This window comes from Hyphomicrobium sp. (assembly GCF_036833075.1).
In the GTDB taxonomy this organism is placed as follows: domain Bacteria; phylum Pseudomonadota; class Alphaproteobacteria; order Rhizobiales; family Hyphomicrobiaceae; genus Hyphomicrobium_C.
In genome coordinates this window covers 1-14,164 of the sequence record NZ_DAITQL010000100.1, presented here as the reverse complement: position 1 = coordinate 14,164, position 14,164 = coordinate 1, and the positions used below count along the sequence as shown (strand labels likewise).

13 protein-coding genes are annotated in these 14,164 nt (G+C 66.2%); 10 read left to right on the top strand and 3 right to left on the bottom strand.

From position 1 onward, the window contains the following. The 3 genes from ppk1 to V7082_RS19280 all read left to right on the top strand — a co-directional run. On the top strand, positions 1-1,232 hold a 1,232-nt coding region (ppk1, locus tag V7082_RS19290), incomplete at its 5' end, for a polyphosphate kinase 1 (RefSeq protein WP_334151110.1). Between the two features lie 219 nt (positions 1,233-1,451). Beyond that, entirely contained in the window at positions 1,452-2,987 is a 1,536-nt protein-coding gene (locus tag V7082_RS19285) for a Ppx/GppA family phosphatase (protein ID WP_334151108.1), read from the top strand. A gap of 117 nt (positions 2,988-3,104) precedes the next feature. Continuing rightward, a complete protein-coding gene (locus tag V7082_RS19280) occupies positions 3,105-3,995 on the top strand; it encodes a DnaJ C-terminal domain-containing protein (protein WP_334151106.1) in 891 nt (296 codons plus the stop codon). 56 nt (positions 3,996-4,051) lie between these two features. Here V7082_RS19280 and rnd read toward each other — a convergent pair whose 3' ends face one another. Continuing rightward, positions 4,052-5,203: a ribonuclease D gene (gene rnd / locus V7082_RS19275; protein ID WP_334151105.1), complete on the bottom strand. Its 1,152-nt coding sequence runs from the start codon at positions 5,201-5,203 to the stop codon at positions 4,052-4,054. Positions 5,204-5,643: 440 nt separating this feature from the next. Here rnd and V7082_RS19270 point away from each other — a divergent pair, with 440 nt between their 5' ends. Together V7082_RS19270 and aspS are read left to right on the top strand one after the other, a co-directional pair. After that, the gene (locus V7082_RS19270; RefSeq protein ID WP_334151103.1) at positions 5,644-6,177 is read left to right on the top strand and encodes a hypothetical protein; all 534 of its coding nucleotides are present in this window, start codon (positions 5,644-5,646) and stop codon (positions 6,175-6,177) included. A gap of 245 nt (positions 6,178-6,422) precedes the next feature. Beyond that, complete coding sequence (gene aspS / locus V7082_RS19265; RefSeq protein ID WP_334151111.1) at positions 6,423-8,225, top strand: aspartate--tRNA ligase; 1,803 nt, start codon at positions 6,423-6,425, stop codon at positions 8,223-8,225. A 16-nt stretch (positions 8,226-8,241) separates the two neighbouring features. Here aspS and V7082_RS19260 read toward each other — a convergent pair whose 3' ends face one another. Next, positions 8,242-8,877, bottom strand: a complete 636-nt coding sequence (locus V7082_RS19260; RefSeq protein WP_334151102.1) for a TetR/AcrR family transcriptional regulator — start codon at positions 8,875-8,877, stop codon at positions 8,242-8,244. A 315-nt stretch (positions 8,878-9,192) separates the two neighbouring features. Here V7082_RS19260 and V7082_RS19255 point away from each other — a divergent pair, with 315 nt between their 5' ends. Continuing rightward, positions 9,193-9,660, top strand: coding sequence for a TIGR02301 family protein (locus V7082_RS19255; protein ID WP_334151101.1), 468 nt, complete (start codon positions 9,193-9,195; stop codon positions 9,658-9,660). A gap of 207 nt (positions 9,661-9,867) precedes the next feature. Next, positions 9,868-10,116 carry a hypothetical protein gene (locus V7082_RS19250; protein ID WP_334151100.1) on the top strand — a complete coding sequence of 83 codons (249 nt, stop codon included), beginning with the start codon at positions 9,868-9,870 and terminating at the stop codon, positions 10,114-10,116. A 40-nt stretch (positions 10,117-10,156) separates the two neighbouring features. Here V7082_RS19250 and V7082_RS19245 read toward each other — a convergent pair whose 3' ends face one another. Continuing rightward, a complete protein-coding gene (locus V7082_RS19245; protein ID WP_334151098.1) occupies positions 10,157-10,804 on the bottom strand; it encodes a LysE family translocator in 648 nt (215 codons plus the stop codon). Positions 10,805-11,092: 288 nt separating this feature from the next. Here V7082_RS19245 and V7082_RS19240 point away from each other — a divergent pair, with 288 nt between their 5' ends. The 3 genes from V7082_RS19240 to V7082_RS19230 all read left to right on the top strand — a co-directional run. Further along, a complete protein-coding gene (locus V7082_RS19240) occupies positions 11,093-11,596 on the top strand; it encodes a hypothetical protein (RefSeq protein WP_334151097.1) in 504 nt (167 codons plus the stop codon). A 218-nt stretch (positions 11,597-11,814) separates the two neighbouring features. Continuing rightward, positions 11,815-12,657, top strand: coding sequence for a L,D-transpeptidase (locus V7082_RS19235; RefSeq protein ID WP_334151095.1), 843 nt, complete (start codon positions 11,815-11,817; stop codon positions 12,655-12,657). 302 nt (positions 12,658-12,959) lie between these two features. Next, on the top strand, positions 12,960-14,164 hold a 1,205-nt coding region (locus tag V7082_RS19230), incomplete at its 3' end, for an amidohydrolase family protein (RefSeq protein ID WP_334151094.1).

The window sequence follows — 14,164 nt, the reverse complement described above, 5'->3', positions numbered from 1 at the left end:
ACCTCGTGTTCAAGGTCTACAATCCGCGCTTTCCGGAGCGCATCCGCGAGTTCAACGGCGACTGCTTCGCGGCCATCAGCAAGAAGGACATCATCGTCCATCACCCCTACGAGAGCTTCGACGTGGTCGTGCAGTTCCTGCGCCAGGCGGTGGCGGATCCGAACGTGATGGCCATCAAGTGGACGCTCTATCGCACCTCGCGGGAGAGCCCGATCGTGCAGGCCCTCAAGGAGGCCGTGGAGGCCGGCAAGTCGGTGACTGCGGTTGTTGAGCTCAAAGCCCGCTTCGATGAAGCAGCCAATATCCGCTGGGCGCGCGACCTCGAAAAGGTCGGCGTGCATGTGGTCTACGGCTTCATCGAGCTCAAGACGCACGCCAAGCTCGGCCAGATCGTGCGGCGCGAGAACTCGGAGCTCGTCACGTACTGCCACATCGGCACGGGCAATTATCACGTGCAGACGGCACGCATCTACACGGACCTGTCGCTGTTCACCACCGATCCCGTCATCGCGCGCGACGTGACGCGGATCCTGAACTTCGTCACGGGATACGGCGAGCCGGCCGAGCTCGAGTGCGTTGCGGCGTCGCCGCGCGGCATCCGTCACCGCATCCTCGATCACATCCAGCGCGAGATCGCGCATGTGAAGGCGGGACGGCCCGGCGCCATCTGGATGAAGATGAACTCGCTCGTGGACGCGCAGATCATCGATGCGCTCTACGAGGCGAGCCAGGCGGGCGTCGAGATTGATCTCGTGGTGCGCGGCGTGTGCTGCCTCCGGCCGGGCATTCCGGGGTTCTCGGAGAACATCCGCGTGAAGAGCATCATCGGGCGGTTCCTCGAGCACGCCCGCATCTATTGCTTCGGCGAGGGCGAGGGGCTGCCGTCGCCGAAGGCGGCCGTCTACATCAGCTCGGCCGACATGATGCCGCGCAACCTCGACAGGCGCGTCGAGGCGATGGTGCCGATCAAGAACGCCACCGTGCACGAGCAGGTGCTCGACCAGATCATGGTGGCCAACCTCAAGGACAACCAGCAGAGCTGGGAGATCAGGTCGGACGGGTCGGCCTTGCGGATCGCGCCGGGCCCGGGGGAGGCGCCGTTCAATGCGCACAGCTACTTCATGACCAATCCGTCGCTCTCCGGCCGCGGTCAGGCGCTCAAGGAGCATTTTCCACCGCGTTTCGATTTCCTGCACAAGGACCAGACGGCGGAGTCGGATGAAGAGCTTTGAAAGAAATTAATATAAATCAACTATTTACCTAGTGCTCTCGGTTTCCATGCCCGCCCCATCCCCGTCCGCAACGGCAGGAGATTTTCTCGGTCCGTGGACTAGACCGTGACGGCTTCTGTCCCTATCAAGCACTCGTGTGCGCGGGCGTGCTCAGGCCCGTGACCTCAATCGTCTTTCGCGAATTCTCCTCTGCAATCGAACGGGTCCAGCGAGGTCGCGGTGAGCTTGACGCAGGTGTTCGGCGGGCGGGGGAAGGCGACGGATCTCGAGCCGCTCGGGGTGATCGACATCGGGTCAAACTCGGTGCGGCTCGTCGTCTATGAGGGCGCGGTCCGCGCGGCACTGCCGATCTTCAACGAGAAAGTGCTGGCCGGGCTCGGTAAATCGATCGCCTCCACGAAATGCCTCGGCGAGGAGAGTGTCGAGCGCTCGCTCGAGGCGCTGCGCCGCTTCCGGGCCATCGCGCGCATTCTCAAGGTCAAGAATCTCCGCGTGCTGGCGACCGCGGCCGTGCGGGACGCCGAGGACGGAACGAGGTTCATCCAGCGGGCCGAGCGGGTGATCGGAGTGCCCATCGAGGTGCTGTCGGGCGCGAAAGAGGCCGAGCTTGCCGCCTACGGAATCCGCATGGGCTTTCTCGGCGCGGACGGTCTCGCAGGCGATCTCGGCGGCGGCAGCCTGGAGCTGATCGACATCTCCAAGGACCGCCTCAACGATGCGGCGACGCTGCCGCTCGGGGGGCTGCGCCTGATCGACCGGACGGGAAACAAGCTCGATCGCGCGCTGCCGCTCGTCGACGAAGCGGTCGCCGGGGTCGACTGGCTCATGCACGGCAGGGGACGTCCATTCTATGCCGTCGGCGGCACCTGGCGTGCGCTCGCCAAGCTGCACATGGAGCAGACCGACTATCCGCTGCGTGTCATGCACGGCTACGCGATCCCGACCCGTGAGGCGATCGAGTTCTGCCAGTTCGTGCGGCGTGTCAAGAAGGTCTCGGCTCTGCCCGGCATGGACGAGGTGGCGCGTGCGCGGCGCGATATCGTGCCGTTCGGAGCCCTCGTGCTCGAGCGCGTGCTCGAAGCGCTGGCGCCATCGGAGGTCGTGTTCTCGGTGTGCGGCATTCGCGAGGGGCTGCTGTTCAGCCTGATGCCGCGGCATGAGCAGGCCAAGGATCCTCTGCTCGCCTTCTGCGAGGGCTATGCGCGCCAGAGATCGCGCTCGGCGCTGCATGCGCATGAGCTCTGCAACTGGACCGATGCCCTGTTCGAGGGCGAGGGGCCCAAGGAGACCGCGGAGGACCGGCGCCTCCGGCATGCGGCCTGCCTGCTCTCCGACATCGGATGGCAGGCGCACCCCGACTATCGCGGCGAGCAGAGCCTCAACATCGTCGCCCATGCGGGCCTGTCGGGCATCGATCACCCGGGCCGCATCTTCCTGGCGCTCGCCGTCTATTATCGCCATGCGGGCTCCGACGAAGGCAAGCCCGACGATTTCTCGACCCGTCTCAGGCTCGTCGTGAGCAAGCGCTCCCAGAAGCGCGCAAAAATCATCGGCGCGGCCATCCGCGCGGCGCATATGCTCTCCATCGGCATGCCGGGCGTCATCGATGAGACGCGTCTCTCCTACGAAGGCCAGAAGCTCGTACTCAGCATTCCCAAGGCTTACAGCGCCCTCGACGGGGAGCGGCTGAGACGGCGGTTCGCGGTCCTGGCGGGGCTGCTTGCACGCGAGCCCGAGATCCGGCTCGGGGTGTGACGCCACACCCCGATAGAGCCCCTCTTTTGCTCTGGCCGCGGGCTTGCGATATCCCGTATCTATCGGACTCCGCCGCCCTTTCCGCGCCCGTCACGATCCCGAGGATGCAATCCCGCAATGGCCGATGATCCCTACGAAATCCTGGGCGTTCCGCGGACCGCGACCGACGATCAGGTTCGCAAAGCCTACCTCAAGCTGGTCAAGGAGTTGCATCCGGATGTCAATCCGTCCAAGGCGGCGGAGGAGCGGTTCAAGAAGGTGACGGCCGCGCACGACATCATCGGCGATGTGGAGCGGCGGCGGCAGTACGACACGGGCGAAATCGACGCTTCGGGCGAGCCGCGCCGGCCGACCTGGCGTCCGCAGGGGGCAGGCGCGGGAGGCCGCGGGCGCGGGCCGATATTCGAGGACTTCGGCGACATGTTCTCGGACATCTTCTCGGGCGCGGGCCGCGGCGGCGCACGCGGAGGCGGCTTCGCCATGCGCGGGCGCGACGTGCGCTATACGCTCGACGTCGACTTCCTCGAAGCCGTGCAGGGCGCGCGCAAGCGCGTCACCCTGCCGGATGCCGGCGTGCTCGACCTGACGGTGCCCGAGGGCGTCACCGACGGGCAGGTGCTGCGGCTCCGGGGGCGGGGCGAGCCCGGCGTTACGGGCGGCGAAGCGGGCGATGCGCTGGTCGAGATCCGCGTGCGGCCGCATCGCGACTTCCATCGCGAGGGCGACGACATCCTGGTCGAGGTGCCGATCACGATCGACGAGGCGGTGCTCGGCGGCAAGGTGGAGGTGCCGACTGCCGGCGGGCGTGTGCAGCTCACGATCCCCAAGGGCACGAGCTCGGGACAGGTGCTGCGGCTCAAGGGCAAGGGCGTGCGCAACGCGACCACGGGGGCGACGGGCGACGAGCTCGTGACGGTGAAGATCGTGCTGCCGGAGACGATCGATGATGGTCTGTCGTACTTCCTCTCGGAGTGGCGACAGAAGCACCGGTATGATCCGAGGAAATAGGGCAGCAGGCAGGGACCGGATCGATGGGCGCCCTGCCAGATGCGCCTTCCCCCGCGTCAGCGGGGCGAGATCGCCAGGACTTCGCCTTTGTGCAGCGTGAGGGCCAGCTCGCCGCGCTTGAGCTTCAGCGCGTCCTCGCCGAAAAGGTGCCGGCGCCAGCCTCTGAGGGCCGGCACGTCGGGGTCGGGTTCGCTGGCGATGCGCTCGAGGTCGTCCGAATCCGCGATCAGGCGGGGCGCCACCCGGTGGCGTGCGGCCGACGCCTTGAGTAGGACCTTCAGAAGCTCCATCGTCGCGGACGCTTCCGCCGATAGGGGCTGGCCGCGGGGAAGATTGGGCAGTGTCGTGGGATCGCGACCGAGGCCGCGCTGGACGGCGTCCACGATTTCGCGCGCGCGCTGTGAGCGGGAGAATCCGTCGCTCAGCGTGCGCAACTCCGAGAGCTTGTCGACGCTCGCCGGCTGCTGGTTGGCGATGTCGTAAAGCGCTTCGTCGCGCAGGATGCGGCCGCGCGGGACGTCCTGTGCCTGGGCCAGGCGCTCGCGCCATGCGGCAAGCTCGATCAGGACGGCCAGCGCCTTGCGGTTCTTGACGCGCATCTTGAGGCGCTGCCAGGCGTTTTCGGGATGGCATTCATAGGTCGATGGCGCTGTCAGCTCGGCCATTTCCTCATCCAGCCACGTCTCGCGGGAGGTCGCCTCGAGCTCCGTCTTGAGGTGGATATAGATGTCGCGCAGGTGCGTCACGTCGCCGAGGGCGTAGACGAGCTGCTTTTCCGACAGGGGACGGCGGCTCCAGTCGGTGAAGCGGGAGCTCTTGTCCAGGTCGCAGCCGGTGACCTTCTTGACCAGGTTGACGTAGCTCACGCTCTCGCCGAAGCCGCAGACCATGGCGGCGACCTGGGTGTCGAAGATCGGCGTCGGGATGAGCCCGGCCTCCGAATAGACGATCTCGACGTCCTGGCGGGCGGCGTGGAAGACCTTGACGACGCCCGGGTCCGCCATCAGCCGGTAGAAGGGCGCAAGATCGATGCCAGGCGCCAGCGGATCGACGATCGCCTCCTCGCCGGGGCCGGCGAGCTGGATCAGGCAGAGGTCGGGCCAGAACGTCTGCTCGCGCATGAACTCGGTATCGACGGTGACGTAGTCGCCGGCGGCAAGCCTGGAGCAGGTTTCGGAGAGGGCGGAAGTCGAGGTAATGACGTGCATTGCGGCACGTATATAGACGCTGGACGGGCGACTGTCGCTAGCTCGTTGCCAGTTACGCCACATTTTTCCTGAGGGGTCGCCCCCGCGGCCGCCTGCCGGTCGCAGACCGGCGCGCGTCCTGGGTCCGCGCGCCGTCGGCGGCCGCGGCAAAACAAAAAAATGGGCGGAACCCTGAATTCGATCTCCGTTCCGGCTATGCAAAAAAGGCCCGGTGCTGTATAAAATTCACCTTATGCGGGGTCGATTTCGAGCGCTTCTGGCGCGCGGCGATACGTTCGGTCATTTGACATCGATTTCGATGCCTGTTTCCGAATTCATTTGCCGGCTGTCGACTTTCGTAACGCCCCGGGATCGAATGCACGGCCTTGCTCGCGCGCGCCGTGCAAACGTCCCGCTTTCGGGTCGCGCCGCGGTCGGATGGCGTAGCGTAGGAGTCCGGTGTGCAGGAGCTTGGCAGGCACAGGCCGATCGGCGGCCGCTCTTTGGCAATCCAGCGCTATCTCTTTGATGGATCCGCCCTCTCGCGTATGCCGAGTGGCGCCTCGGTGCAGCTCATCGCGCGCGATGCGTTCGTTGCGGAGACGGCCGTCAAGCTCGATCAGCTCGCGCTCGAGGTGAAATCGCTCGGCCGCGAGATGCAACTCGTCAAAAGCGATATTGCGGAGCTGAGGGACGAAGCCTCGTGCAGCTATCGGCTTTCGGAATTTATCGATCGCGAGCATAAAGCGCGAAGCGCGAAACTCGAGGAATTGTCGCGGCGTTTCGATTATCTGAAATCCCGGTTCGATGCGATCGACGGAAATTCAAAAGGCGATTATCACGCTTTTCGGACTTTCGAGGCCGTCAGCCGGCGGTTGACGGAGCTTGGCGGGCTCGAACGTGAGTTCCGGAACGTGTCCCGGAGGCTCACGCTCGGCGTTGCGGCCTTTGCCGCATCTCTCCTCGTCTGGTTCGCCGTGCTGGTCTACGGTTGAGCAGGTCGCGCCGGTTGGCGTGCGGGGGTCTGCGGATCGCCAAGCTCTCGTCCGGAGGCGTTTTCCGGCTTTCAACAGCGTTTGCGGTCCTCCTAGCCCGCGCGCTCCCAAAGCCTTGACTTTGGGGGGGCGTTCATGCGCTTTTCCGCCACTTCGGAACCGGTTTCAGGCGGATTTGGCGGCAGATGGCAGCGGGCAACACGGCGGCGGCGAACGAGAGCCAGGGACAGGCAGGCGGCGGCGCGCTGCATCGCTACCGGTCGCACACCTGCGGGGCGCTCAGGAGCGCGGACATCGGCGCGCCGGCGCGCCTTTCGGGCTGGGTGCACCGCGTGCGCGACCACGGCGGGGTACTGTTCATCGACCTGCGCGACCATTACGGCCTGACCCAAGTGGTCGCGGACCCCGACAGCGCCGCGTTCAAGGCGGCGGAGGCCGTGCGCTCCGAGTGGGTGATCCGTGTCGACGGCGCCGTGCGCCGGCGCCCCGAGGGGACCACCAACGCCGAGCTGCCGACGGGCGAGATCGAAGTTTACGCGACCGAGATCGAGGTCCTGTCGGAAGCCAAGGAACTGCCGGTACCGGTGTTCGGCGAGCCCGACTACCCGGAGGACCTGCGCCTCACCTACCGCTTCCTGGACCTGCGCCGCGAGACGCTGCACGCCATCATCATGAAACGGCTCGCCATCACGCGCTCGATCCGCGCGCGGATGCACGACGCCGGTTTCAACGAGTTCCCGACGCCGATCCTCACCGCCTCCTCGCCCGAGGGCGCGCGTGACTTCCTGGTGCCGAGCCGCGTCCATGCGGGCCGGTTCTATGCGCTGCCGCAGGCGCCGCAGCAGTACAAGCAACTCCTGATGGTGTCGGGTTTCGACCGTTATTTCCAGATCGCGCCCTGCTTCCGCGACGAGGATCCGCGTGCCGACCGGCTGCCCGGCGAGTTCTACCAGCTCGACCTCGAGATGAGCTTCGTCGAGCAGGAGGACATCTTCCGGACCATGGAGCCGATCCTCACGGGCCTCTTCGAGGAGTTCAGCGAGGGGAAGCGCGTCGACAGCGACTGGCAGCGCATCCCTTACGACACGGCGATCGCCAGGTACGGCTCCGACAAGCCCGACCTCCGGAACCCGATCGAGATGGCCGACGTGACGGAGCATTTCCGCGGCTCGGGCTTCAAGGTCTTCGCGGGCATGATCGAGCGCGACCCCAAGGTGCGGGTGTGGGCGATCCCGGCGCCGGGCGGCGGCTCGCGCGCCTTCTGCGACCGCATGAACGCGTGGGCGCAGAAAGAGGGCCAGCCCGGTCTCGGCTACATCTTCTGGCGCGAGGAGGAGGGCGCGGCAGGTGCCGGCCCGATCGCGAAGAACGTTGGCCCGGAGCGAGCGGCGGCCGTCCAGGCGCAGATGGGTCTCAAGACGGGAGATGCCTGTTTCTTCACCGCGGGCGATCCGGCCAAGTTCTACAAGTTCGCCGGGCTCGCGCGCGACGAGGTGGGGCGGGAGCTCAAGCTCATCGACGAGGACCGCTTCGCGTTCGCCTGGATCGTCGACTTCCCGTTCTACGAATGGAACGAGGACGAGAAGAAGATCGACTTCTCGCACAACCCGTTCTCGATGCCGAAGGGCGGCCGTGCCGCGCTCGAGGCGGCCGAGGCCGAGGGGCGCGAGGCGCTGCTCGCGCTCAAGGCCAACCAGTACGACGTCGTCTGCAACGGCTACGAGATCGCGTCGGGCTCGGTGCGCAACCACAGCCCGGAGACGATGGTGAAGGCGTTCGAGATCACGGGCCTCGGGCGCGCCGAGGTCGAGGCGCGCTTCGGCGGCCTTTACCGCGCCTTCCAGTACGGCGCGCCGCCGCACGGCGGCATGGCGGCCGGCCTCGAGCGCATGGTGATGCTGCTCACGGGCTGCACGACCGTGCGCGACGTCGCCCTGTTCCCGATGAACCAGCAGGCCAGCGACCTGCTCATGGGCGCGCCGAGCGAGGTCTCGCCGAAGCAGCTCCGCGAGCTTTCGATCCGCGTCGTGGCGCCGGAGAAGAAGTAGCCGGGAGCGTGCCCTGTCAGCGCCCGCCGAGGCCGTCGAGGTAGATGAGGACGGCGGCTTCGAGAAGCTCCTCGGGGCGCATGGGGATGGCGCGGCGCGCACGGTCGCCGCGGGCGAAGAGCGCGGCGATCCCGTGCGCGAGCGACCAGATGTGAAGTGCCATCATCAGGGGTGGCGGGCGGCGGTCCTTGGGCAGCGTCGCGATCACCGCTTCGCAGGCTTCGCGCAGCACGGCGAAGGCCCGGTCGCCTTCGGCGCGCACCTCGGGATAATCGGACAGCGAGAGGCCGGTTTCGAACATGGCCGAGAAGTAGGCGGGCTCGCTGCCCGCAAAGGCGAGATAGGCTGCGCCGAGGCGGTCGAAGGCTTCGCGCGCGCTCGGACGGCCGCCGTCCCACGCACGGGCGAGCGCCAGAGCGAAGGCTTCGAAGCCGCGCCGGGCGACATCGGCCAGGAGCGCGTCGCGGTCGCGGAAGTGGCGGTAGGGTGCTGCGGGGGACACGCCCGCGGCGCGCGCGGCTTCCGCAAAGGTGAAGCCGGCAGGACCTTTCTCGCGGATGAGGCCGAGCGCGGCCTCGATCAGGGCCTCGCGCAGATTGCCATGATGATAGCCGCGGCGGGTGCCGGGGCCGCTGTCCTTGTGCCACGTCATGCAGGGGGTTGTAGCGTATTCGGGGGCAGCGGGCAGCGGGCAACCGGCAGGGAGAGGGCAGCAGGCAGGGAAGATAGTGGGCAGGAGGGTGAAAGCGGGATGGCGTGGCGAGGGGAAGGGGGCGTCAAGGCCGCGCGAATTTGGTAGATGTCGCCTGCGGGATTCGAACGCGGATTGAGCCGCGGCGTGGCCAGGGTGTGCCGTGCGGTGCGCCATGGCTCCCCGTATCGGCGCGGGTTTGCCACGACAGCGTCAGATTTGGACGGGATCATCCGGGAGCAGGCAATAGGCCCGAACGTGACAGGGAACGCGTCAGTGACGAATGCGGCTGCGACCGCCCTCCCATGCGCCCGGCCGGCGGTGCGACGTCGCGGGGCCGCCGTCGTGCTGTGTGCCGTGGCGGCGTTTGCGGCGGGTCTCGGCGGAGAGGCGCGTCTTTTCGGCGTTGGTGGGCCGACCGCGGCCGTGGCCGCGCCCGGCGACGCAAAGCCTTATGACGATAAGCTCTTGCGCCTCGCCGAGATTCTCGGCGCCGTCCACTATCTGCGCGAGCTTTGCAGCGCCAATGACGGACAGCTCTGGCGCGAGCGCATGAAGGAGCTGATTGATACCGAGGGTGGCACCGCCATCCGCCGCGCACGGCTGACGCGCAGCTTCAATCAAGGCTATCGCAGCTATCGGCGCACGTACGTCACGTGCACGCCGACGGCGCAGTCCTCGATCGAGAGATTTTTGGCCGAAGGCATTCAGATCAGCGACGGGCTGGTGCAGAGATCACATTGAATCGCAACGGGGTTCGAAGAGCAGGGAACGCTCGTTTGAAGGTTGTAGAGCGAGTTATGGGTCATATGCAGTTTACTGTGAATTGCCGCAGCATCTGGTCGCGCGGGACACACGTGTTAGGTGTAGCCTTGCAAGACAAAGAGTCGTGGGCGTGGGGGCTCGCCGCCGATCGAAAGTATGACTGGCTTCCTGGGGGGAAGGACCGCGATGGACACCCGTTCTGACCTGAACACGTCCGAGGATTTGAGCTTTCGGGCGCTCAGCCTCATCCTGGCAGCTTGGGACGAGGGCGCCGAAAGCGGCGTGGCGCCCGAGCAGATGGCCTATGCGGCCCTGTTCACCGCGCTCACGGATCTCGTGTCGCTCTATGGCGAGGATGCGGTCAAGAAACTCGCCGCCGGCCTCGAGCGGCGGATCGACGTCGGCGAGTTCACCCTCGACCGCAGCGTTCAGTAGGCGGGCGGCGGCCCCGGTCTCGCGCTCCTCAGGGCGATCGTTACAGGATCATCTCGCCGATCAGCAGTGCGCCGAATCCGATCAGCAACACGCCTGCGATGCGGTTCGTGTTGGCGAGATGCGCTGTGCTGAACCTGTGACGCAGGCGGCCGATCAGGTGCGAGAGCCCGAGCCACCACACGAAGCTGCCACCCATGATCGAGGCGACCATGGTCAGCGCATCCACATGGCTGTGGACCTCGACGAAGGTGGAGACGCCGCCGAAGATCGCGAACAGGCCGAGCACGGCGCCCGGATTGGTGATGGTCAGGAAGAACGTCTTCGGGATGTCCCAGGCGTAGTCACGCAGCGAGGCCGTGTCACCGGTCTCGGACCGGACGCTCTCGACCGCCACGGGCGCGACATAGAGCTTGATGCCGAAGGCGACGAGCGCCAGGCCGCCGACGATCTGGATGGCCTGGCGATGGTATTCGATCGCGCCCGAGATGGCGCCGACGCCGAGACTCGCAAAGAGCGCGATCAGTCCGTCGCCCAGCATGGCGCCGAGGCCCGCCGCCAGTCCTCCGAAGAAGCCGCGCTCGATCGCGCGCTGGATGCAGAGCACGTTGACGGGACCGACCGGAGCCGAAACAAGAATCCCGATCACAATTCCGACGGGGATGATGAGCAGGTTGGGAACTAGCTGCATGCGCGCCACCGCGGCGACGGCATTCGAACGACGTCCGGCATTGCACCTCGAATCGGATCCGGCTTCGGAAGGCCATAGGAAGGATCAGCGAGCCTCATGGATTGCGCACAAAGGGCACACGGAACCGTTGCTGCCGACCGGAAAAGCCGTCACGGCTCCCTCTTGGCCGCGGTCAGAAAAATCTCCGCAAGACGGATCCGTTCGCGGCTCGGGTCCGGCCGCCTCTGTATCGTTCTATTGGTAGCGGCGGCGTGTTGGCTTGTCCATGCCGCAAGCCCGGGTTTCCAGGTGCGTGCGGATGAAAACGCGGTGCCGCGCGCCGCGCCGAAAGAGCGGGCATTCCTCGGCGCGTTGCCGCAGAGCGTCGTCGACATGCGTGAGCAGATTCTCGCAGCCGTCCATGCTGGCGACGTCGCCGAGCTCAGGGATGCCATCGAGTGGAACGAGATGCCGCCGGATTTCGGGGCGGCCAACAACGATCCGATCACGTACTGGAAAAAGACCTCGGCCGATGGGGAGGGGCGCGAGGTGCTGGCGGTCATTGCCAACCTGCTGGCTCTGCCCCCGGCCCGTCTGGCGATCGGCAAGGACCCCGAAAACACGTCTGTCTACGTCTGGCCCTATCTCGCCGAGCTTCCGGCCGATCGCTTGACGTCCGCCGAGGAGGTGGATCTCTATCGCCTGATGTCGCCGGCGGCGGCCAAAGCCCAGAAAAGTGCCAAAAAATGGTCGTGGTGGCGGCTTGCGATCGGTGCCGACGGAACCTGGCATACGTTCCGGAGGTATGATTGACCGCCGACGGATGGCTGTTCCGCGTCATTTGGCGGTGGTGCGTGCGGCGGCATGTCTGTAGGCTTGCAGGCCTCCGTTGACTAAAAACCTATGGGCTTTGTTGTCAACGCGTTCCGGACGGCGGCTCTTCCGAGCTGGAAGGTTGCGCTTCGTGCGCCCATGTCAATGGTCGCCGCCGTCGGATGGTCCTGGAAAATGTGTGCGATTCAGAGGTTGTGATGGTTCTGCGTTTCAGATTTGCGGCGTTTGCGTTGGGGGCTGGGGTTGCCGCTCTGGGATTTTCGGCGCCGGTGTCGGCGCAAGGGATCAGCCAGTACGGCATGTGGGGTGATGCGCCGCCACGCGCGGCCAAGCCGTCCTATCTCGGGGCCGCTCCGGCGCTCGGGAAGCCCAAGGACTTCGCCACGGGCGGCGGACGGCCTTCGATCTCGCCCAAGACGCCGCAGACGGTCGCGTTTCAGAACGGCTTCCGGCCGGGATCGGTCGTGATCGATACCGCCGGACGCAAGCTCTACTACACGCTCTCCCAGAGTTCGGCCTATGTCTACCCGATCGCGGTCGGCAAGCAGGGGTTCGCCTGGAGCGGCGTCGAGCGTGTGTCGCGGATCGAGGACTGGCCGGACTGGATCCCGCCCAAGGAAATGCACCAGCGTAAGCGCGGGCTGCCGCTCCGCATGGCCGGTGGCCTCAACAACCCGCTCGGCGCCAAGGCCATCTATCTCGGCAACACGCTGTATCGGATCCACGGCACGAACGATTCCGGCTCCATCGGGTCGGCCTCCTCTTCGGGCTGCTTCCGTATGCACAACGCGCACGTCGTGCACCTTGCCCAGCACGTCGGCCCGGGAACCGTGGTCTACGTGATGCGCCGCCTGCCCAAATCGGGCACCGTGATGCCGCCCGGCGGCGGTGCGCCTAAGGTGCAGGAGGTCAAGCAGGCGCCGTCCGAACCGTCCGCAACACCCGCTGGCGAAACTTCGGCGACGGAGCCGCCGGCCGCCGCCGAGCCGGCGCCGCAGACGCCGGAGGCCGCCCCGCAGCCCAACGGGCAAGGAATCTAGAGCGCGGTTGCTTTCATCGCCATCGGCGCGGTGCTCAGTCCCGCCTGTGACCCTCCCCGGCGCCTGCGACGCTGAGGACGCGCCGGCCCAGTTTGTCGGGCGGCGCGTCTCCTGTATGGACGGTAGGCCGGCCCAGCGTGGGCCGCCCGTGGATGAGCGTTGCAATCGAGTGGTGCCGGACGGTCAACTGCAATAAAGTGCGAGTCTGACCACCGCGCGGGGGACCGATCCCGCGGGGTAAGGCGCACGCACCCGTTCAGCCGCAACCGGGCGCTTATCCGCAACAAGCGAGGTCAGACCCAATGAGCAACGCCATCTCACTCGAGCTTCTGGCCTTCAACCTGAAGCTGCTCGGCCGCCAGCGCCGCAAGAACATCCTGATCAGCGCCGGCCGGCCGGAAGACAAGAAGCGCATGCTGCCGGCCGTCCGGCGCATCCTGACGCTCGACGTCGAGCTTTACGCGACGCCGGGGACCTACCGCTTCTTCAAGGAGCACGGCGTCGACAGCACCGAGATCCACAAGATCACGGATGGACGTTCGCCGAACATCCTGTCCTTCCTCAAAGCCAACCGGTTCGACCTCGTCATCAACGTGCTGACGGGTGACGAGGACTACGATGAGAGCTCGGATGCGAAGCTGATCCGCAAGCTCTCCATCGAGAACGGCATTCCGCTCATCACGGACGCCGACGTCGGCATCGCGACGCTTGAGCAGATCATCATCGATGCCGAGCGCGGCACCTACCGCTATCGCCTCGCGGACGACAGCGAGCCGTGGAACCTTCGACTCCGCTTCCTGCAGGCTGCCGAAAGGCTCGGCGGCCTCGCCAATCATCACGCGCACTTCGATAAGGCCTATCTCATCACGCACGAGAACCTGCGCTTGAGCCAAGTCGACATGCAGAAGAAGTGGGAGCTCTACCGCTACCTCAAGGAGAACTACACGCACGACGACCTCGTCGAGCGCATCAGCCGCGGCCTCGAAACCATGATCCAGCAGGGAGCGACCTACTGCCGGACGATGGTGGATGCGGACAGCACGGTCGGGCTCCTGCCGATCAAGGCCGCGCTCGAGGTGAAGAAGCGCTACGCGGATCGCATCCGCTTCGAGGTCGGCGTGCAGCCGCTGCAGGGCGTGCTCGATCCCGCGTCCTTCGCGCAATACGCGGAAGCCTGCGAGTTGGCCGATTACTGCGGCGGGCTTCCCTCGCGCGACCGGCCGACGCCGGAGAAGCACCTCGACGTGATCCTGTCGCTGGCCAAGAAGCTCGGCAAGCCGGTCGACGTGCATATCGACCAGGAGAACAATCCGCTTGAGAACGAGACGGAGCTCTTGGCCGAAAAAACCATCGAGCACGGCATGCAGGGGCGCGTGTTCGGCGTGCATGCGATCTCGCTTTCGGCGAAGGAGGATCGCGAGCAGGATCGCATCATCGAGAAGGTGAAGGAGGCCGACATGGGCATCATCATCTGCCCGTCGGCGGCGCTCAGCATGAAGCAGCTTCC